This window comes from Kitasatospora sp. NPDC094028, assembly GCF_049543595.1.
GTDB lineage: Bacteria > Actinomycetota > Actinomycetes > Streptomycetales > Streptomycetaceae > Kitasatospora.
In genome coordinates, this window is record NZ_JBMVFA010000003.1 from 148,095 (window position 1) to 168,108 (window position 20,014).

Consider the following 20,014-nt stretch of genomic DNA (forward strand, 5'->3'; position numbering starts at 1 on the left):
GGCAGCCGACGGATGACAGCGAACAGATAACAGCTGACAGCTTTCATCATCTGAAATCTGTCAGCTGTTCGTTGTCGGTTGTCAGCCGTCCGCCGTCTCCTCCTCGACCAGCGCCGTGTTGAGGCGGGCGAGCCCGCTGCGGGTGGCGGCAACGACGATCCGGTCGCCCGGGGCGAGACGCCGGGTGCGGTCGGGGAAGTTCCAGTCCAGCCGGGGGTTGCGGGCGAACCCGACCGCGATGACCCGGACGCCGCCCGGGTCCTCCAGGTCGTGGCGGTTCAGGCCGATCAGCGGGCTGCCGTCCTCCACCGTCAGTTCGGCGATGAGCAGCACGTGCCGGAACACCGACAGCGTTCCGCGCACCTCGCGCCCCATCAGGGCGGCGGCGAAGGCCGGTGCGGCCAGGTAGGAGACCGAGCGGGAGGCCGCGTTGTCCAGCGTGGCGTAGAAGTGCTCGGCGAAGTTGTCGTCGAACAGCCGCACCACCACCCTGACGTCGGGGTTCCCGTGCCGCGCCTCCAGGGCGGCCTCCACATTGGTGGCGTCGTCGCCGCTGACCGCGACCAGCGCCCGGCTGTACCGCAGCCGGGCCCGGCGCAGCTGCTGCTCCAGCGGACCGTCGCCCATCACGACCGGGATCCCGAGCGCCCGGACGGCGCCGATGCCGCGCGCCTGCGGGTCGCGTTCCATGCAGACCACCGGCACGCCCAGCTCGTGCAGTTGGACGGCGACGCGGGTGCCGACGTTGCCGAGGCCGACGACGATCACGTGGTCCCGGGTGCCGGCTCCGGGGTTGCGGGGCTGTCCGCGGCGTCCGGAGCCGAGCACCTCGACCGCGATGGCGGTGGCGACCGGGGCGAAGGTGATCCCGCAGACGGTGATGACCACTTGGGCGACCCGCTGCCAGATCCCGCCCGTGCCGGTGCCGTTGGCGATGTCGGAGAGCTGGTCGGGCTGGGCGGCGCCGGCCAGGTCGAGCAGCGAGATGTAGACCGTCCAGCCGAAGTCCCGGTTGAGGTACCAGAGCACGCCGAAGGCCATGAGCACCGCGGCGAGGGCGGTGAGCAGCACCAGCCGCATCCGGGCGCTGGTGAAGAAGCGCATGGTGTCGAGCAGCCGCCAGCGCAGCCGCCGCAACCAGCCGATCGGTTCGTGGGGTTCCATCGGCAGTGCCTGGAGGGCGGCGATCCCGCCCGGGTCCGGTGCCGTCCGCTCGGGGTCCGGCTGCTCGCCCGGCTCCTGGTGCCCCGCCGGGTCGTGCGGGCCCGCCTGTTCCGGGATCGTCCCGGACGGCTCCGTTGGGCGCCGTACGCCGCCGGGGCGGACCGGGCCGTCGTCGCCGAACTCGCGGGCGAGCTTGACGAACGCGGCGGAGTCCTGCTGTTCCGGCAGGAGACGGATCCTGCTGAGGTCCTGGCGGTCGACGTGGTCGGCGACCACGCAGATCCGGTCGGAGGTGATGGCGTCGTCGAAGGCGACGTGCAGGAAGCGGCCGCCGACCTCGACGGAGTTGGGCCGTCCGAGCGCGGCGGCGGCGAAGGCCGGGGCGGCGGTGGCGGAGCCGGAGAGTGCGGCGCCGTTCTTGAGCAGCCGTTCGATGTGGTCGCCGAGGCGCTGGTTGAACATTCGGAACACGATCCGGATGTCCGGGTTGTGGCCCTGTGCGCTGAGCGCGGCGTGGATGTTGTCCTGGTCGCTGCCCTCGACGAGGGCGAGGCCGCGGGCGGTGCCGATGGAGACGGCTCGCAGGGCCTCGTCGGTGATGGTGGCGTATTCGACGACGGCGCTGACGCCGGGCAGTTGCTCGATCTGGGGCGCGTGGTCCCGGGTGCGGTCGGCGACGAGGACGACGACCGGGACTTCGTAGTGTTCGACGAGTTCCAGCACCAGTCGGTGGGCGAGCGCGTTGCCCCCGCACACGATGTAGTGCTGACTGATCGGTTCGACCGGCGGGGTCCCCCACCCTGCGGAAGTCATACCACCGGATGGTATCGATCGCGGGTGGATGGAACATGGCATTCCGGCGACCGGGTGCCCATCCACTGCGACACGTGGGACACCGGGCGTCTCCGAACCGAATGCCCACGAACGGCTGCGTCCCCGGCCGGCTGCCCGACTGCGGTGTCCCCCGGACGGCGGTGTCCGGCGTGCGGAGCGGCGGTGGCGCGGTGAGGCTGGGCCCGTCCCCTGTCCGTCTGCGGTCCTCGCCCGTCACGGGCCTGCCGGTCGCCAGTCCGAGGAGTGCGCTGCCGTGGTATCTCCGATCGTCACCCCCGATGGTTCCCCGGTCCAGGGCCCGCTCGGGCTGCTCGCCAAGGCGGCGTGGCAGGTCCTGCTGGCCGCCGGGATCGCCTCGCTCGCCCTCGGGATCGTCGTCTTCGCCTGGCCGCGCGAGACCCTGCTGGTGGTGGGTGTGTTGTTCGGCCTCTACCTGCTGGTGATCGGCATCGTGCAGTTGGTCGCCGCGTTCGGCACCCACGTCACCACCGCGCTGCGGGTGATGGCGTTCATCAGCGGCGCGATCTGTGTCCTGCTGGGCCTGCTGTGCTTCCGCAGCGCCGTGCAGTCACTGCTGCTGCTCGCGCTGTGGATCGGGATCGGCTGGTTGTTCAGGGGGATCACGCAGCTCGCCGCGGCGGCGTCCGATCCGCTGATGCCGGCCCGTGGCTGGCAGGCGTTCGCGGGTGTGGCCAACACGCTGGCCGGGGTGCTGCTGATGGTGTGGCCGGTCGGTTCGATCGCCGCGCTGACGGTGCTGGCGGGCTGCTGGCTGGTGATCCTCGGGGTGATCGAGGTCGCGACGGCGCTCCAGGTCCGGGGTCGGGCCAAGCGGATCCCGTCCGGGGTCTGACCCCTCGGGGTCCCGCGCACCGGGGTCCCGCACGGCGGGGACCGACCGTCCGCCGGCCCGGCCGGGGCCGCGTCCGCTCGTCCGCATCGAGCGCGTTCGCATCGAGCGGCCTCGCAGCGGTGTGGGCACGGCCCCGGGCCGGTGGGCGAGGTCTCAGCGCTGGGCGGACGGGCTGACGGGCCGTGGCGCGTAGCCGAGCCGGAAGGTCGCGGCCTCCAGCCGTTCCGGGCTGAGCCGGGCGTCGGTCAGCCGCTCGGCGAGGGCGAACGCGGCCTCGGTGCAGAGGTCGTGGTCCTCGGTGTCGAGGTGGAAGCCGCAGTGGGCCAGCAGTTCGGGGATGCCGGGGGCGTCGGCGTCCGAGCCGTGCCGGTCGTCCGGGAACAGCGGCTCGAAGTGCAGCCGGCAGCTGCCGTGCTCCCACCAGTCGAAGTGGTCCGCGGCGTTGACGTTCCGGTAGTGCGAGACCAGTCGGGTGCCCTCGGCGAGCCGGGGTATGACCTCCCACAGGGTGCCGAGGTAGCCGTAGGGCTCCACGGCGAGCGCCCAGCCGTCGATCTCGGTGACGGCGACGAAGATCCGGTCCTCGGCCGGGTCGGACGGCGCCGCGGCCCCGTCCTGGTCCTCTTCGCCGTCCTCTTCGCCGTCCTCTTCGCCGTCCTCTTCGCCGTCCTCGTCCTCGTCCTCGTCCTCCCCCGCCTCGTGGGCCTCCCAGGCGGCGAGCACCGCGTCCAGGCCGACGACGCTGCCCGCGGGCAGCGCGTCGTAGCGGCGCAGCAGTTCGTCGGCGTCAAGCCCCTGGACCTGGGCGAGGCAGTAGGCCTCGCCCAGGACGGGGTAGCGCTGGGCGAACCAGGTGTAGTCGGTGGCGTGTGCGGTCATGCCGGTGATGCTGCCAGACGCCACCGACAGACCGGTACCGGTTCCGGTCAGAGCCAGACGGGCCGGTCCGTGCCCCAACGGCCGGGCGGACGGGCCCAGTCGGTGGGCGCGCCGTCGTAGCCGATCGGCGGGAGGGCGTGGCGCAGTTTCCCGTACGCGGAGTCGGTTTCGGTGAGGTAGCGCTGCGGGTCGTACGGTTCGGTGCTCGGCCGCGTGCCCTGTTCCGCGGGCGCGGCCGGTGGCTCGGGGGCGATGCCGTGCAGCAGCCAGGAGGCGGTGCCGGCGAAGGAGCAGCGCAGGTGGCGGCCGCCGGGGCGGCCGGTGCGCTGGTCGGTGAGGGCGCGCAGGACCGCGGCGGCGACGAGGTAGCCGGTGCCGTGGTCGAGGGCCTGGGCGGGCATGGCGCCGGGACGGCCGTCCGGTCCGGCCTCGTGGGCGGCGATGCCGACGCCGGCCTGGACGAGGCTGTCGAAGCCGCGCCGCCCGGCCCAGGGGCCGGTCCAGCCCCAGGCGCAGATCTGGGCGAGGACGAGGTCGGGGCGGCGGGCGAACAGGGCCTCGGGGGCGAGTCCGTGGGCGTCGAGGGCGCCGGGGCGGTAGGCGTTGACGACGACGTCGGCGGTGGCGAGCAGGTCGTCGAAGGTGGCGCGGTCGGCCGGGTCGGCGAGGTCGAGGCGGGTGGAGCGTTTGCCGAAGCCGGTGTCGGCGTGGGCGTCCTCGGCTTCGGGCAGGCGGGGCGAGTCGATCCGCAGGACGTCGGCGCCGAGCAGGGCGAGGGTGCGGGTGGCGACCGGTCCGGCGATGACCCGGGTGAGGTCGAGGACGCGGATGCCGGCGGCGGGCCGGTCGACCGGGGCCGGGCCGAGCGGCCGTGCGGCGGCGGTGCCGGCTACGGGCAGGCTCTCCACCAGGGGGTGCGTGGCGGTACTCACGGGCGCGACCGCGACGGCGAGCGCCCCGGCGGCGTACGCGCGCTCCTGGACGTCCTCGGCCCGCAGTCCGCTCAGTGCCTCGGCGAGGCGTTCGGGGCCGGTGTCCGCGGGCAGGTCGAGGACGTCGAGCAGCCGGTCGCGGTGGTGCGGGTAGTTGGCGTGGGTGCGGACCCAGCCGTCCGAGGTGCGCCAGAAGCCGGAGAGCGGGGCGAAGCCGACCGGGCTGCGGCCGTCGACGGTCAGGTGGCGTTCGCTGACGAAGGCGGTGCCGACCGCCCCCTGGTCCACCCGGACGGCGGGGACGGGGCCGCCGGTGCGGTGGGCGGCGAGTTCGGCGGCGGCGAGCGAGCAGGCGGCGACGGTGGCCCGGGCGAGGCGGCGCACGGGCAGGCCGGAGGGCAGGACGTCGTCCGGGCCGTGGAAGGCGACGCGTTCCAGCAGGTCCGGCTCGCCGCCGAGGGCCGCCCAGGCGTCGGCGGTGGGGCGGTCGACGCGGGTGGCGCCGGTGGCGGCAGTGGCGGCAGTGGCGGCGTCGGCGGTCGGCTGGTCGGCGGCACGGCCCCCTGCGGGCGACGGTTGCTCAGTCATGTCCCGCATTGTGCTACCGGGTTCAGGCGCCCGCAGTGACGCCCGCCACCTGCGCGGCCGTCGCCTGACGGGGAAGCAGACGAAGCCGGACCGGGGGCGGCCGGTCGGCGGGTAGGGTACGAACACGGGCCCCGCCGGGGCGCTCGGCCGCGGGGGCGGGGGCGGGGGCCGCCCGCGGCGCGGGACACGCGAACCGTCCGTACGGCCGGGCGCGGCTGCCGGCACAGCGGTGCGGGCCGTAGGGGTTTCACGAACAGCGCGAACTGGCGCGCACTCGCGCGCACTGGGGGGACGAAGCATGTACCCGATCCGCCGCCTCGACCTGGGCTTCTTCGTCCGGCCGGCCTCCGAAGTGGGCGGGCCGGAGCCGCGGGTGGAGCCCGTGCTGGCGTACCTGGTGCAGCGTCCGGAGGGCCTGCTGCTGTTCGACACCGGGATCGGTTCGGGCGAGCCGGAGACCGAGGCGCACTACCGTCCGGTCCGCCGGCCGCTGCCGGAGGCGCTCGCGGCGGTCGGGGTCTCGGTCGCCGACGTCGACCTGGTGGTCAACTGCCACCTGCACTTCGACCACTGCGGGGGCAACCCGCTGCTGGCCGGGGTGCCGGTGGTGGTGCAGGCCGCCGAGCTGGCCGCGGCGCGGCGCGGCGGCCACACCATCGACGCACTGGTCGACTTCCCCGGCGCCGACTACCGGGTGCTCGACGGGGAGGCCGAGGTGTGGCCGGGTGTGTGGGCGCTGCCGACCCCGGGGCACACGGAGGGGCACCAGTCGCTGCTGGTGGAACGGCCCGGCGGGCGCTCGGCCCTACTGGCCGGACAGGCGTTCGACTCCGCGTCCGAGTACGGCCGGGCGGCGCTGGCCCGGCAGGTGGCGCTCGACGGCGTGGCGCCGCCGCTGCCGGGTTACCCGGCGTGGCTGGACCGGGTCGCGCGGTTCGCGCCGCACCGGGTGCTGTTCGCGCACGACCTGGCGCTGTGGGAGCGGATCGGGTAGCGGATCGGGTGGATGCGCGGGCCGTGGTGGGACGCGGTGGCGGCGCGGTGGCGGCGGACCGGCCGGGCATGGTCTCACGGGGCGGAACCGGCCATCACCGCAGGGTGCGGTCCGGACCGGGCGGGGTGGATGCGACGATGAGTGCCATCGTGATGACCGACCGAGTTCGCCTGCTGCGCGCCGTGGTCTTCGCCGCGCTGTGCGTGGCGCTGGCCGCCGCGGCGCACGTCGCCATGGCCGGCGCCGGCGTCTCGCCGACCGTGCTGGCCGGCGCGTTCGGGGCCGTCCTCGGGCTGACCTGGCTGCTCGCCGGGCGGCGGCGGGGCCTCGGGGCGATCGGCGTCTGGATGGTGGCGGCGCAGGGCGCGCTGCACCTGCTCTTCGAACAGGCCGGGACGGCCGCCCGCGGGGGCGGCGCCGGTCTGGGCCGCCTCGCCACCACGGACTGGGCGGCGCTGCTGCTCTGCAACCCGGACCGGGCCCCGGGCGGGGTCTCCGCCGCCGACCTGGCGCGGATGGCGGGCCTCGACCCGGACGTCCCGCCGCCGGCGGGCAGCCTGCACGTGATGGCCGGGATGCACCACGGGACGGCGGCGCACGCCGCGTCCGGGGGCGGCACGGCGCACGACGCGGCGACGGGCACGGTGTCCGGCGCTGCCCGCGTCCTGGCGGACGGCACGGTGTGGGGCGTGTCCGACGGCGCGTCCCCCGGCACGGCCACGGGCATGGCGCACGGGATGTCCCACGGCATGTCGCCGGGGATGCTCGCCGCGCACGTGCTGGCCGCGCTGGCCTGTGCGCTGCTGCTCTGGCGCGGCGAGGCCGCGCTGGTGCGACTGTTCGACCTGCTGGGCGCGCTCGGCGGTGTGGTCGCCGGGGCGCTGCTGCGTCCGCTGCTGCCGCTGCTGGCGCTGGTCGGGCGGCCGCTCGGCCACCGGCGGCGGGCCGTGCCCCGGCCCGTCGACCGCGCCGCCCGGCCACCCCGGTCGGTGCTGCTCACGCATGCCGTGGTCCGGCGCGGGCCGCCGGCATTCGCGTTCGCCTGCTGACGCGCCCGCCGCGCTCCTCGCGCCCTGCGCCGTCGTCCCGGTTCCGGCTGTTCCCGCCGCCGGTCGCCGGTCGCCGGGGCCGCACCCGTGGCGGGCAGGTCGCCCCTGCCGGACCGGTCGCGCCCTGCGCCGCCGCCGCGCCGGGGCCCGGGCCTCGCCGCCGCCGCCCTCCGGGAGGTGCGACGCGGTGCGCGCGATGCCCACGGACGCTGACGGTGCCGCCCCGCGCGGCGCCGTCCCCAGCCCTTCCCTCGGGACCTTCCCATGCCTCACCACGACGGCGCGCCGGCTCAGGCCCGCGCCTGCGCCTGCGCCTGCTCCGCCTCCGCCTCTGCCTCTGCCTCTGCTGAACCCGCTTCGGCCGAGCCCAGGTCGGGTGGTACCGCTTCGGCCGCTTCAGCGCGGCCCGTCCTCCGCCGCCCCGGTTCCCGCCTCGCCCAGTCGGGCCAGCAGCCGGGCGGACCACTCCGCCGATGGGCCGTCCTCGGCGGTCCGCCCGGTGCGGGCGCGCAGCCGCTCGGCGTCGACCAGCCACGCGCGGCAGCCGGTACAACGCGCGAGGTGCTTGTCCAGGCGGCCGCTCGGCAGACCGGTCCGTTCGCCGTCGAGCCGGGCGGACAGAGCGGTACGGAACTGCGCGCATCTCATCTGACCATCGTCTCGCACGGCCGCCGCGCCGGGACCGGCCGGGTCGGAGGCGGCCGTGGATGACGACCAGCTCACCGCGCTCGCACTGACCGCCCGGGCCGGCCGGGCCGCCGACGTCGAGGCCTTCGTCCGCGCCACCCAGCGGGACGTCTGGCGCTTTGTGGCCCACCTCACCGACGTGCAGTCCGCCGACGACCTCGCCCAGGAGACCTTCCTGCGCGCGCTGCGCGGTCTGCCCGCGTTCGCCGGGCGCTCCTCGGCCCGCACCTGGCTGCTCTCGATCGCCCGGCGCACGGTGATCGACCGCTACCGGATGGCCGCCGCCCGGCCGCGCTGCGCCTCCCTGCCGGACTGGCAGGAGGCGGCGGAGCGCCAGGGGGCGGGGGCCGCGCCGGCCGCCGGGTTCGAGGACGGCGTCGCACTCGGCGACCTGCTGGACCGGGTGCCCGCGCAGCGCCGGGAGGCCTTCGTCCTGACCCAGGTGCTCGGCCTCAGCTACCTGGAGGCCGCGGAGGTCGCCGGCTGCCCGGTCGGCACCGTCCGCTCCCGCGTCGCCCGGGCCCGGGAGGAACTGATCTCCCGCCTGCGGGCGGCCGAGCACGGGGAGCTCGCGACGGCCTGCTGAGCGTCGGGCTCGGCAAGCGCTTCGGGGGCGGGCGGCCGACCGCAGGGCGCCGACGACTGACAGCCGACGGGTTTCAGCGAACAGATAACAGATCACAGCTTTCAACATCTGTTATCTGTTCGCTGAAAGTTGTTCGCGCGCCCGGCGGCCGACGCCTGCCCCGGGCGTCTTGTCCTCGCGCGGCAGGGCTGTGCACCATGGCAGCTCGGCCGCCATGGGGAGGGTGGAGAAGCATGTTCGGACGCTTCGGACGTCGGCGCAGGAATCCGCAGGAGCCGCAGAAGCCACCGGCGGTGCCGACGTCACCGACGCCGCCTCCGGTGGCGCCTCCGCCGGCGGTCGCGCCGGAGCAGGCGCCGCCGAAGGACCGGCCCCGGGACGGCCAGACCATCTCCGCGTCGCCGCTGGAGGCCGCGCCGCGAGCCCTCGCCCTGCTGCGCGCCGCGAGGGCGGAGTTGGACGAGGCACTCCAGGAGTACCGCGACGGGCTCACCGAGGTCTACCGACTGCAGACGATGCCCGGCTGGCGGGGAACGAAGCGCCTGTACGAGGAACTCCGCTGGGAGGTGGCGGACTTGGACGAACGGCCGACCCGCATGGAACAGGCCCGGTACACCCCCGGCTACCGATGGGACTACCGGACCGCCAACCGGCGCACCTACTACCTGACCATGACCGTCAGCGCGGAGGGCATCGTCGAGCTGGAGGGTTCGGGCCCGGACGGGCGGCGGTCCCTCCCCGCGACCGCGCAGGGCGTCGACTCCTTCCTCGGCCCGATCAGGGACGAGGAGCGGAGGTCGAAGCGCATGACGGACCTGCTGCTCAACGGCGGCGCCCTCCCCCTGAAGCCGGACGGCACGATCGACTTCGAGGCGGTCGAGCGCGGCGAGTTCTGACCCTCTCCCGCACGCCTCCGAAGAAATCCTTCAGGTGTTCGGAACCAGGGCCGCCCCTCCCCCGACTGCTGTACCGGACCCCGCCGCCGAGGCGGTGTCCGGCAGAACAGCGGCAGTCGATCGGAGGGCTCCATGGCGGCTCACCAGCACCCCTCCCCACCTGATCTGACGGAACGTCCTGTCGCTCCGGCGCAGGACCGATGGATCCTGGTCGTGGCCGCCGGGTTGCTCTCGTTCGTCGCGATGCTCGACATGAACGTGGTCAACCTGGCGCTCACCGACATCTCGGCCGGCCTGCACGTCTCCCCCGGGGTCGCCCAGTGGGCCGCACTCGGATACCAACTCCCGCTGGTGGCGCTTCTGTTGCCCGCCGGTCGATGGCTGGACCAGGTCGGCACGCGGCCGGCCCTGCTGCTGGCGGTGGGCGGCTTCGCCGGCTGCAGCGTGCTGGCGGCGCTCGCACCGTGGGCGGCCTGGCTGATCGCGGCCCGGCTGGCCCAAGGCGCCTTCGCCGCCGTGCTGTTCGTGCTGATGCCTGTCCTCGCCGCGACCTCCGTACGGCCCGAGCTGCGCGGGCGGGCGATGAGCGTGCCCGCGACGCTGGGGCCGCTCGGGGCCGTCACCGGGCCGGTGGTCGGCGGGCTTTTGCTGGACCACTTCGGCTGGCGGGCGGTCTTCCTGGTCAAGCTGCCGGTCTGCCTGGCCGCCGCCCTGATCGTGCGGCGGTGCGCTCCTCGGCGCGGCGGGCTGCGGCCGCCCGAGCGCGGGGCGCTCGTCGACGCGGCGCTGATCGGCGCCGCCGTCGCCGCCGCGCTGCTCGGGCTCACCCTGTCCGCCCGGGCGCCGCAGTGGCTGCTGCTGGCACCCGCCGCCGCCCCACTGGTGCTGCTGTGGCTGCGCCGGCCCGGTGGCTGGCCGGTCGCGGAGCTGCTGCGCACCGCCCGTACCGCCGGGGTGAACGCCTCGGTGCTGGCGCTCGCCGCGGGATTCGCGGCCTGCCACTACCTGCTCGCCCAGCACCTGCGCGGTGCGCGCGGGGAGAGCGCGACCGCCACCGCGCTGACCATGCTGGCCTTCCCGCTCGGCATGGTGCTGGCCGGCCGGTTCGGCGGGCGGCTGGCCGACCGCTGGGGCGCCCGCCCCACCGCGCTGCTCGGCGCCGCCGTCACCGCACTCGGCCTGGCCCTGCTCGTCCCGCTGGACCCCGGCTGGTCCGGCGGCGAGATCGCCTGGCGGCTCGCCCTGGCCGGCGCCGGGATGGGCCTCAACGGCGGCCCCACCCAGGCCCTGGTGATGTCCGCCGCCCCGCCGGGCCGGCTCGCCACCGCCGGTTCCGCCGTCCAGCTCTGCCGCAGCCTGGGCTTCGCCCTCGGCCCCGCGCTCGCCACGGCCGTCGTCCTCGCGGGCGACCGCGCCGGGGCCGGTGCCCGCACCGGTCTGGCCCTGGCCGCGGTGCTGGCGGCGTCCGCCGTGGCCCTGCTCGCCCGGCACCGGCCGCCCACGCCCTGACTCCACGCACGTACCCCACGCACGTACCCCACGCGCCGACTTCACGCGCCGACTTCACGCGCTGACCCCGGCGCCCCGACCCCGCGGGTCGAGCTCACGACCCGCGACCGACTCCCCGGAGGAACACCGAAGATGACCGACACCGCCCACCAGGGCGCCGAGGCCGCGCGCTGCCCGTACGCCGGAGGCGACGGCGGCCCGCTGCCCGACCCGGTGCCACTGTACGGGCCCGCGTACAAGCGCGACCCGTACCCGCTCTACCGGCGGATGCGCGAGGCCGGGCCGGTGCACCGGGTGGAGTTCCCGAGCGGCATCCACGCCTGGCTGGTCACCGGCTACCAGGCCGCCCACGCCGCCCTCAACGACCCCCGCCTGGGCAAGAACCACGCACTCGGCAACGCCGGTTGGCGCCGACTGGCGTCGATCATGCCGGAGCCGCAGCACTCGGCGCTGCAGGTCCACCTGCTGCACCAGGACCCGCCGAAGCACACCTCGATGCGCCGGCTCGTCCTGGACGCGTTCGCCCCGCGCCGGGTGGAGTCGCTGCGCCCTCGGTTCCAGGAGCTCGCCGACGCCCTGGTCGACGAACTGCCCCGAACCGGCGGTGCCGACCTGGTCGCCGGGTTCGCCGCCCACTACCCGTTCCGGGTGCTCGCCGAAGTCATCGGCCTGCCGGACGAGTTGGCCGCACGCTTCGACCGTGACTGGGGCAAGGTCGTCCAGCCGGTCGGCCCGCAGGACCCGGGCCGGCCGGCGTACGAGGCGCGGCTGCGCGGCCTGCAGACGTACATCGCGGACGTCGTCGACCGCAAGCGCGCCGACCGCGCGGCCCCCGGCTGGACGGCGGCCGAGGACCTGCTCGGCCGGCTCGTCGAGGCCCACGACGCGGGCGAGTTGAGCCGCGCCGAACTCGACTCGATGGTGTTCCAACTGCTGGTCGCCGGGCAGGAGCCGGTCACCAACCAGATCACCACCATGCTGGTGACCCTGCTGCGCCACCCCGACCAACTCGCCCGGCTGCGCGACTCCTTGCGCGACGGGCCGGGACGCGACCCGGGCACGCTCGCCCGCGCCGTCGAGGAACTGCTGCGCCACGACGCCGCGTTCGAACTCACCACCTGGCGGTTCCTCGCGGAGGACGACGACCTGTTCGGCACCACCGTCCCGGCCGGCGACTCGGTGATCGTCTCGCTCTGCGCCGCCAACCGCGACGAGGCCCGCTTCCCGGACGCCGACCGGCTCGACCTCGACCGCACGCCCAACACCCACCTGGCCTTCGGCCACGGCATCCACTACTGCCCCGGCGCCGCCCTGGCCAGGGCCGAACTCCAGGTCGCCCTCGCCACCCTGCTCACCCGGCTGCCCGGGCTGCGCCCGTCACCGGTGCCCGGCGAGGGACTCGACGAGCTGGGCTGGATCCCCGCCGTCCTGGCGCGCGGCGTCGACCGGCTGCCGGTCGCCTACGACCGCCGCGACTGACCGCGCGACCCCGACGCCGGCCCCGCACACCCCTTCCCCCTCACCCCGCACCGCGCGCCGCGCGCCGCGCCACCCCCGGCTGCCGCACGCCCTGCTCCCGCCCCCCGCTCCCACCCCGGAGGACTCGCCATGCCGCCCGTCGGCACCGTCGCCGCACCCGCACCCAGGCCCGCCCCCGCATCCGCACCCGCACCCGCCCGTCCCGGCGCGATACCCGGCCGGGACGACCCCGGCGCCCTCCGCCTCGCCGCCCGCGTCCTCGCCCTGCTGCTGCCCCACCGGCGCGCCGCCGACCCGGAGTTCGACGCCCGCCCGGAGCACTTCCCGCTCCAGCTCGCCCAGGTGGCCGACTTCATCGCGGCGGGCGAGCCGATCCGGTTCACCCTGCCGGGCTTCCCCTGCAAGTCGCCCAACCCGGCCAAGGTACTGGGCCACCTGCCCGACGAGGGCGAACGCCTGTCGCTGACCTTCCTCGACGGGCTCTGCACCGAGATCGGCCGCCTGCACGCGCCCGGCGCCCGCATCCTGATCTGCTCGGACGGGCACGTCTTCGGGGACCTCGTCCACGTCCCCGACCGCCACATCGACGAGTACTCCGACGCGTTGACTCGCATGATCGAACGCGAGGGCCTGACCCGCCTGGACACCTTCGACCTGCGGGCCGTCCTCGGCGACCTGCCGCACGACGAGAAGCGCTCCCTCGTGCACGCCCGGTACGCGCCGGACCTTGCGGAACTGCGCGAGCAGGTGCTCGCCGACGAGGAGACCCGGCGGCTGTACCTCGGCATCACCCGGTTCCTCTGCGAGGACGCGACCGGCTTCCCCGGCACCCGCTCGGCGCTGCAGCGGGACTGCCGCCGCCGCGCCTACGGGGTGATCCAACGCAGCCGGGCATGGGGCGAGTTGATCGCCGAGCGGCACCCCAGGTCGGTCCGGCTGTCGATCCACCCGCAGCCGGCCGGCGCACCCAAGTTCGGCATCCGGCTGCTCGCCGCGCCCGACGCCTGGACCACGCCCTGGCACTCCGCGGTGCTCCACCGCGCGGACGGGAGCTGGGAGTTGCTGCGCAACGAGGAAGCGGCCCGGCTCGGCCGCCCGGTCCTGCGGGACGGCCGGCCGAGCCACTACGAAGGCCACAGCGTATGCTGCTGAGCGAACCCGGCCGGCCGGGGCGGTTCGCGTGTCGCTACGCGCCCTGCCCGGCCGGCGTGCGGTGGTCGAAGGCGATCAGCGGATCGCCGGTGAGCGGGTGCTCGACCACCGCCGCCCGGACGCCGAAGACCTCGGCCAGCAGCTCGGCGGTCAGCACCTCGCGCGGCGCCCCGGAGGCCACCAGGGCGCCCTCGTGCAGGACGTGCAGCCGGTCGCAGACCGAGGCGGCGGCGTTGAGGTCGTGCAGCGCGACCAGGGTGGTGCGCCGCTGTTCCCGCAGCAGGGCCAGGAGTTCGACCTGGTGCCGGACGTCGAGGTGATTGGTCGGCTCGTCCAGGACCAGGACGTCGGGCTGCTGGGCGAGGGCGCGGGCGAGCAGCACCCGCTGCCGTTCCCCGCCGGAGAGTTCGGTGAAGCGGCGCCCGGCGGCGGCCGCCATGCCGACCCGGGCCAGCGCCCCGGCGGTGATCCGGTGGTCCTCGGCGTCGTCGGCGGCGAACGCCCCCTTGTACGGGATGCGGCCCATCGCGACCACTTCGCGCACGCTCAACTCGAAGTCCCCGCCGCGCTCCTGGGGCAGGGCGGCGATGTGCCGGGCGGACTGCGCGGGCCGCAGCGCGGCCACGTCCCGCCCGTCGAGCAGCACCCGCCCGGCGCTCGGCCGCAGGTGCCGGTAGACGGTGCGCAGCAGGCTGGACTTGCCGCTGCCGTTGGGGCCGACGAGTCCGGCGATCTCGCCGTCCTCGGCGACCAGGTGGACTCCGGCGAGCACCCGCCGTCCGGCCAGGGTGACACTCAAGTCCTCGACGGCGATCCTCACTTGGGCTCCAGTCGTCGGTCCAGAAGGTAGAGCAGGGTGGGGGCGCCGAGGACGGCGGTGACCACGCCGATGGGCAGTTCCTGGCCGTCCAGGGCGGTGCGGGCGGCGGTGTCGACGACGACCAGCAGGACGGCGCCGGTGAGGGCGGACAGGGGCAGCAGGCGGCGGTGGTCGCCGCCGACGAGCAGCCGGCAGACGTGCGGCACCATGAGTCCGACGAAGCCGATCGCGCCGGAGACGGCGACCAGGACGCCGGTGAGCACGCTGGTGACGACGAAGACCTCGCGGCGCAGCCGGGTGACGTCGATTCCGAGTCCGGCGGCGGTCTCGTCGCCCATGAGGAGGGCGTTGAGGCCCCGGGCGCGGGCCTGGAGCAGGGCGAGGGCGAGGGCGACGGCGGCGGCGGGGAGGGCGAGTTGGGCCCAGACGGCGCCGCCGAGGCTGCCCATGAGCCAGAACAGCACGCCGCGGGTCTGCTGTTCGTCGCGGGTCTGCAGGACGAGGTAGCTGGTGAGGCCGCCGAGGAACTGGGCGATGCCGATGCCGGCGAGGACGAGGCGCAGGGGGGCGAAGCCGCCGCCGCGGCGGGCGATCAGCCAGACCAGGGCGAAGGCGGCGAGGGCGCCGGTGAAGGCGGCGAGGGAGACGGTGAGGCCGAGGGCGCTGCCGAAGGTGAGGTCGAGGCCGAGGGTGGTGCCGAGGACGATGGCGGCGACGGCGCCGAGGGAGGCACCGGAGGAGATGCCGAGGAGGTAGGGGTCGGCGAGCGGGTTGCGGACCATGGCCTGGACGGCGGTGCCGACCAGGCCGAGTCCGGCGCCGACGACGGCGGCCAGCAGGGCGCGGGGGACGCGCAGTTGCCAGACGATGAGGTCGCGGGTGCCGGGCTCGGGGGCCTGTCCGGTGAGGCGGTGGGCGATCACGGACCAGACCTCGCCGGGTGGGACGTCGACGGAGCCGAGGGAGACGGCGGCGGTGAGGGCGAGGATCAGGGCGGCGGTGAGGGCGACGGCCAGCGGCCCGGCCCGCAGGATGCGGGCCGGGCGCCGGGTGCTGCTCGCGGCGGCGGGGGCGGGGGCGGCCGAAGTCACGGCCTACTGACCGCTCTTGGCGGCGTCGGGCTTGGCGTCGGGCTTGGCGGCGTCGGCCTTGGTCTCGGGCTTGACCAGGTCGGGGTGCAGGGTGGCGGCGATCTGTCGGACGGCGTCGGCGTTGCGCACGCCCGCGATGGTGGTGACCTCGGAGCCGAGCCGGACGAAGTGCCCCTGCTGGACGGCCGTCAGGCCCTGGGTGGCGGGGAAGCCGCGCAGGAACGCCTCGGCGTCGTCGTAGGCCTTGCGGGTGGCGTCCTCGCTGCCCCGGTTGCGGACGGCGAGCTGGATCCAGTCCGGGTTCTTGGCGACGACGTCCTCCCAGCTGCCGGGCTTGAAGTCGGCGTCGCAGTCGGCGAAGACGTTGCGCGCGCCGGCCAGGGTGATGACGGCGTTGGCGACCTGTCGGCCGCACACGGCGACGGGCTGCTTGGTGCCGGCGTCGAAGTCGAAGAGGAAGTAGCTCGGCCGCTGCTCGGCGGGGACGGCGGCGAGCGCGGTGCGGACCTCGCCGATCCGCTGTTCCATGCCGGTGACGAGTTCCTCGGCGCGGGCGGCGGTGCCGGTGACGGCGCCGACGCGGCGCAGGTCGTCCTCGATGGCAGCGAGGTCGGTGCGCGGCGCCTTGGCGGCCTTGGGGGTGCCGGCGCAGGCGGTGGTGAGGAGTTGGACGTGCTGGATGCCGGCCGCGGCGTACTCCTCCTCGCTGGGCGCGGTGGCGGCGCCGCCCATCATCGGCATCGCGCCGAAGGTGTCGAGGTAGAGGTCGGCGCCGGAGCCGAGCAGCTTCTCCTTGGGGATGGTCTTGTCGCCGAGGACCGGCACCTTGGCGCCCTGGTCGGCGAGTTCGGCGGGCAGGGTGCCCTTGCCGGGCGGGAAGCCGGTGCCGATGACGCGGTCGCCGGCGCCGAGTCGGAGCAGCATCTCCAGGCTGGCCGCGTTGCTGGTGACGATCTTCGTCGGCGCCTTGGCGACGGTGGTCTCCTTGCCCGCGCAGTCGGCGACCTTGACGGGGAAGCCGCCCGCCGGGGCGGCCTTGGCGGTGTCCGCCGCGGTGGTGCCGTTCCCGGCTCCGTTCCCGGCGCCGCTTCCGCAGGCCGTGGCGAACAGGGCGACGGCGGCCGCGATACCGCAGACGACGCGAGGGCGCATGGATTCTCTCCTGGTCGGTGATCGTGCATGGGACAGCACCGGGGCCGTGGGGCACGGACCCGGACCAGGTAGTCGGGCGGCGGGCGGGGCGGGTTCCCGGGGATTTCCGCCCGGGCCGCGGGTGGGGCTGCGGCGGTACGGGGCCGCAGGAGGGGCTGCGGCGGTACGGGCCCGCGCGCGTAGGCTGGCCGGATGGTCGACCCCTCCGCTGCTCTCGGCCGCGCCCCGTCCCGTGGCCCCGTCCGTTCCCGTGACGACGTCCTCCCGTGCGACGACCTCGGCCTGCCCGTCCCGCTCGGGCCGCGCCCGCCGCGCCGGGTGGTGTCGCTGGTGCCGTCGCTGACGGAGGCGGTGGCCGTCACGGCGCCGGGCCTGCTGGTCGGCGCGACGGACTGGTGCAGCCATCCGGCCGGCCTGGTGGTGGCCCGGATCGGCGGCACGAAGAACCCGGACGTGCCGGGCATCCTCGCGCTGGAGCCGGACCTGGTGGTCGCCAACGACGAGGAGAACCGCCGCCCGGACCTGGACGCGCTGCGGGCGGCCGGGGTGCCGGTCTGGGTCACCGACATCCGCGGGCTGGAGGGCGCGTTCCGTTCGCTGGACCGGCTGCTGACGACGGCGTGCGGGCTGGCGCGCCCGTCGTGGCTGGACGAGGCGCGGGCGGCGTGGCGGGACGTCCGGCCGGTGCCGGGCGGCCCGCGGGCGGTGGTGCCGATCTGGCGCCGCCCGTGGATGGTCCTCGGCCGGGACACCTTCGCCGGCGACCTGCTGGGCCGTCTGGGCCTGCGGCTCGTCCACGCCGGCCACGCGGAGCGCTACCCGGCCGTACCGCTGCCCGAACTTCTGGCCGCCCGGCCGGACTTGGTGGTGCTGCCGGACGAGCCGTACCGGTTCACGGCGCAGGACGGCCCGGAGGCGTTCCCGGGTGTGCCGGCGGCACTGGTCAGCGGGCGGCACCTGACCTGGTACGGGCCGTCGCTGGTGACCGCCGCCGCCGTGCTGGGGCGGGCGGTGGGCGACCCGTTCGTACAAGGCGGGCCGGGCGCATCGTAGGATGACCGGCACTCACCGGGCCCGCCGGTGACAAGTGGGGGGATCCACTGTGAACAAGCGCACCAGCAGAACCGTCGTCGTGCTGTCCTCCGTCGCCGCCGTGTCGACGGCCGCCCTGGTCGGCTACCTCGCCAGCGGGTCGGACGACAGCCGCACGGACGCCGCGCCGGCCACCGCCGCCGTCGCCGGGACGGCCGCCGCGAGCGACACCCCGAGCGCCGGCCCGTCCAGCAGCCCGGCCGCGACCCCGACGCCGACCGACACGGCGTCGGCCGGTCCGAGCGCCTCCGCCTCGCCCAGCGCCGGCGCGAGCAGGTCGGCGAAGGCCTCGCCGAGCGCGCAGGGCGGCAACGCCCGCGCCGGGAGCGGCAACCAGGCCGGCGCCGCGGCCACCCAGCCGCCGGTCGCCAAGCCCGCCATCGTCGCGCCCGTGCCGACCGCCAAGCCCGGCCCGGTCGCACCCCCGCCGCCGCCCGCGCCCGCGACCCCGCACGTGCCGCCGTTGCAGAGCGGCTGCAAGCCCAGCAAGCCCCGCCCGGACGAGGCCAAGGACACCGTGGGCGCCGCCCTCGCCTCGGCCGCCGGACAGTCCCGGACGCTCAACCTCAGCAACGGCGGCACCGACAAGCTCCCGCCGCTGCCCGCCAACCTGGTCAAGGCCATCGCCTGGCAGGAGAGCGGCTGGCAGTCCGGCATCGTCGCCTGCGACGGCGGGATCGGCACCATGCAGATCATGCCGAACACGGTCAGCTGGATGAACGGCAAGTTCGGCACCACCTCGGACCCGGCCACGCTCGCCGGGAACGTCCAGCTCGGCAGCCAGCTGCTCGACTGGCTCGTCGCCTACTACGGCGACTCCTCCTTCGGCGGCAAGTACGACCTCTCCCCCGACCCGGCCACCGGCAAGACGCCGCTGCTCGACCTGGTCGTCTCCGCCTACAACGCCGGAGCGGGGAAGGTGCACTACAACACCGTCACCGACCCGGCCACCGGCGAGGTCGTCGGCAGCCTGGACATCCCGAACCCGAGCTACGTCGCCAACGTCAAGGCGCTGATGGCCAGCCAGCCGTGGAACAAGGCCGGCTGACCGGCGCCGACGACCGCTGCGCCACCACGCGGCCACGTGCGACCGCGTGGACCACGTACGACAGGGCCCGGGACGCGAACTCCTCGCGTCCCGGGCCCTGTCGTGTGCCGCGGTGGGTCGCCTCCGACCCGCGTAGCGTCCCGGGTCAGCCGCGCGCGGCGGCGACGGCGGCGCCCAGCGCCTCCTTGATGCGCGGGCCGAGACGGGCGAAGCCCAGCTCCTTCATGGCCGCGCGCAGCAGCTCCTCGTCGGTGCGGTCGACGTCGTCGCCGTCCACCCAGCGGACGACGGCGAGCAGCTCGTCGGCCGAGTAGGCGGTCACGGGACGGCCGGGGGTGAAGTCCGGCTTCGCGGGACGGCCGGTTGTGGCGGGCTCGGGCTCGACGGCCTCGGGCTCGACGACCTCCTCCACGGCGGAGGTCTCGACGACCTCGGCAGCCGGCTCCTCGACCTCGACGACCTCGACGACCTCGACGACCTCGACGACAGGGGCCTCGACGACCTCCGGCTCCACGACCGCCTCGGCGGCCTCGACGACCGGCTCGTCCACCGGAACCTCGTCGGCGGTCTCGACCGCCGACTCCGGCTCCGCGGCGGGCTCCTCGGCCTCGACGAGTTCTTCGACGACGGCCGACGCCTCGGGCTCGACGGCCGTGTCCTCGGCGACGGTCTCGGTCTCGGCCTCCTCCTGGACGGCCTCCGGAACCTGTGCCGTCTCCGCCTCGGCGACCTCGACGACCTCGACGACCTCGACGACCTCGACGACCTCGACGACCTCGACCGTCTCGGTGTCGGCCTCGGCCTCAACCTCGACCTCGGCGTCCGCCCGCTCCGCCGGCTCCTCGTCCACCGCAGCGGCCTCGGTCAGGGCGGCGGTCGCGGCGGCGACCAAGTCGTCGGCGGCCGGCGAGGGCGCGGGGAGGGACACCACGATCGGCGCGTCCTCCTCGGTGGCCGCGTCCTCCGTCACCGTCTCCGCGACCGGCTCGGCCGCGACGGAGTCGGCGTCCGTCTCGGGGGCCGTCTCGAGTGCCAACTCCTCGATCGCCTCAACCTCGGCGGTCTCGGCGGTCTCGGCGGTCTCGGCGACCTCGGCGACCTCGGCGACCTCCGCGACCTCCGCGACCTCCGCGACCTCCGCGACCTCCGCGACCTCCGCGACCTCCGCGACCTCCGCGACCTCCGCGACCTCCGCGACCTCCGCGACCT

Annotated in this window: 17 protein-coding genes and 1 pseudogene; 10 read left to right on the forward strand and 8 right to left on the reverse strand. The window is 75.5% G+C overall.

From position 1 onward, the window contains the following. Positions 1–81 precede the first annotated feature (81 nt). A complete protein-coding gene (locus ACPC54_RS06410; protein ID WP_498961819.1) occupies positions 82–1,977 on the reverse strand; it encodes an NAD-binding protein in 1,896 nt (631 codons plus the stop codon). 274 nt (positions 1,978–2,251) lie between these two features. Here ACPC54_RS06410 and ACPC54_RS06415 point away from each other — a divergent pair, with 274 nt between their 5' ends. Then, a complete protein-coding gene (locus ACPC54_RS06415) occupies positions 2,252–2,851 on the forward strand; it encodes an HdeD family acid-resistance protein (protein WP_498961821.1) in 600 nt (199 codons plus the stop codon). A 153-nt stretch (positions 2,852–3,004) separates the two neighbouring features. Here ACPC54_RS06415 and ACPC54_RS06420 read toward each other — a convergent pair whose 3' ends face one another. Both ACPC54_RS06420 and ACPC54_RS06425 read right to left on the reverse strand, forming a co-directional pair. Continuing rightward, positions 3,005–3,730, reverse strand: coding sequence for a DUF6461 domain-containing protein (locus ACPC54_RS06420; RefSeq protein WP_498961823.1), 726 nt, complete (start codon positions 3,728–3,730; stop codon positions 3,005–3,007). A 47-nt stretch (positions 3,731–3,777) separates the two neighbouring features. Further along, a complete protein-coding gene (locus ACPC54_RS06425) occupies positions 3,778–5,250 on the reverse strand; it encodes a CoA transferase (protein WP_498961825.1) in 1,473 nt (490 codons plus the stop codon). A 298-nt stretch (positions 5,251–5,548) separates the two neighbouring features. Between ACPC54_RS06425 and ACPC54_RS06430 the strand changes: the two genes are divergently transcribed. Together ACPC54_RS06430 and ACPC54_RS06435 are read left to right on the forward strand one after the other, a co-directional pair. Beyond that, positions 5,549–6,244 (forward strand): N-acyl homoserine lactonase family protein, encoded by a 696-nt coding sequence (locus ACPC54_RS06430; RefSeq protein ID WP_498961827.1) that lies wholly within the window; start codon positions 5,549–5,551, stop codon positions 6,242–6,244. A 137-nt stretch (positions 6,245–6,381) separates the two neighbouring features. Continuing rightward, positions 6,382–7,293 (forward strand): hypothetical protein, encoded by a 912-nt coding sequence (locus ACPC54_RS06435; protein WP_498961829.1) that lies wholly within the window; start codon positions 6,382–6,384, stop codon positions 7,291–7,293. A 396-nt stretch (positions 7,294–7,689) separates the two neighbouring features. Here the strand turns inward: ACPC54_RS06435 and ACPC54_RS06440 are convergent, their stop codons facing one another. Then, a complete protein-coding gene (locus ACPC54_RS06440; RefSeq protein WP_498961831.1) occupies positions 7,690–7,941 on the reverse strand; it encodes a zf-HC2 domain-containing protein in 252 nt (83 codons plus the stop codon). A gap of 55 nt (positions 7,942–7,996) precedes the next feature. Between ACPC54_RS06440 and ACPC54_RS06445 the strand changes: the two genes are divergently transcribed. The 5 genes from ACPC54_RS06445 (at position 7,997) to ACPC54_RS06465 (ending at position 13,602) form a co-directional block, all read left to right on the forward strand. Further along, entirely contained in the window at positions 7,997–8,566 is a 570-nt protein-coding gene (locus ACPC54_RS06445; protein ID WP_498961833.1) for a sigma-70 family RNA polymerase sigma factor, read from the forward strand. A gap of 320 nt (positions 8,567–8,886) precedes the next feature. Next, a complete protein-coding gene (locus ACPC54_RS06450) occupies positions 8,887–9,462 on the forward strand; it encodes a hypothetical protein (protein ID WP_498961835.1) in 576 nt (191 codons plus the stop codon). 213 nt (positions 9,463–9,675) lie between these two features. Further along, on the forward strand, positions 9,676–10,971 hold the full coding sequence (locus ACPC54_RS06455) for an MFS transporter (RefSeq protein ID WP_498961837.1): 1,296 nt from the start codon (positions 9,676–9,678) through the stop codon (positions 10,969–10,971). 132 nt (positions 10,972–11,103) lie between these two features. Continuing rightward, entirely contained in the window at positions 11,104–12,450 is a 1,347-nt protein-coding gene (locus ACPC54_RS06460) for a cytochrome P450 family protein (protein ID WP_498961839.1), read from the forward strand. Between the two features lie 129 nt (positions 12,451–12,579). After that, entirely contained in the window at positions 12,580–13,602 is a 1,023-nt protein-coding gene (locus tag ACPC54_RS06465; RefSeq protein ID WP_498961841.1) for an L-tyrosine/L-tryptophan isonitrile synthase family protein, read from the forward strand. Positions 13,603–13,636: 34 nt separating this feature from the next. On the opposite strand, the gene ACPC54_RS06470 is transcribed toward ACPC54_RS06465, so the two are convergent. From ACPC54_RS06470 to ACPC54_RS06480, 3 genes are read right to left on the reverse strand one after another with little or no spacing between them, the layout of a single operon-like run. Next, positions 13,637–14,422 (reverse strand): ABC transporter ATP-binding protein, encoded by a 786-nt coding sequence (locus tag ACPC54_RS06470; RefSeq protein ID WP_498961843.1) that lies wholly within the window; start codon positions 14,420–14,422, stop codon positions 13,637–13,639. Continuing rightward, on the reverse strand, positions 14,419–15,456 hold the full coding sequence (locus tag ACPC54_RS06475; protein WP_498962435.1) for a FecCD family ABC transporter permease: 1,038 nt from the start codon (positions 15,454–15,456) through the stop codon (positions 14,419–14,421). The genes ACPC54_RS06470 and ACPC54_RS06475 overlap by 4 nt, the downstream gene beginning before the upstream one ends. Positions 15,457–15,516: 60 nt before the next feature. After that, positions 15,517–16,665, reverse strand: a complete 1,149-nt coding sequence (locus ACPC54_RS06480; protein ID WP_498961845.1) for an ABC transporter substrate-binding protein — start codon at positions 16,663–16,665, stop codon at positions 15,517–15,519. A 192-nt stretch (positions 16,666–16,857) separates the two neighbouring features. Here ACPC54_RS06480 and ACPC54_RS06485 point away from each other — a divergent pair, with 192 nt between their 5' ends. Further along, complete coding sequence (locus tag ACPC54_RS06485) at positions 16,858–17,718, forward strand: helical backbone metal receptor (protein ID WP_498961847.1); 861 nt, start codon at positions 16,858–16,860, stop codon at positions 17,716–17,718. 49 nt (positions 17,719–17,767) lie between these two features. Further along, entirely contained in the window at positions 17,768–18,805 is a 1,038-nt protein-coding gene (locus tag ACPC54_RS06490; protein ID WP_498961849.1) for a transglycosylase SLT domain-containing protein, read from the forward strand. A 145-nt stretch (positions 18,806–18,950) separates the two neighbouring features. Here the strand turns inward: ACPC54_RS06490 and ACPC54_RS06495 are convergent. After that, positions 18,951–20,014: pseudogene (locus tag ACPC54_RS06495) on the reverse strand (hypothetical protein); the annotation flags it as partial.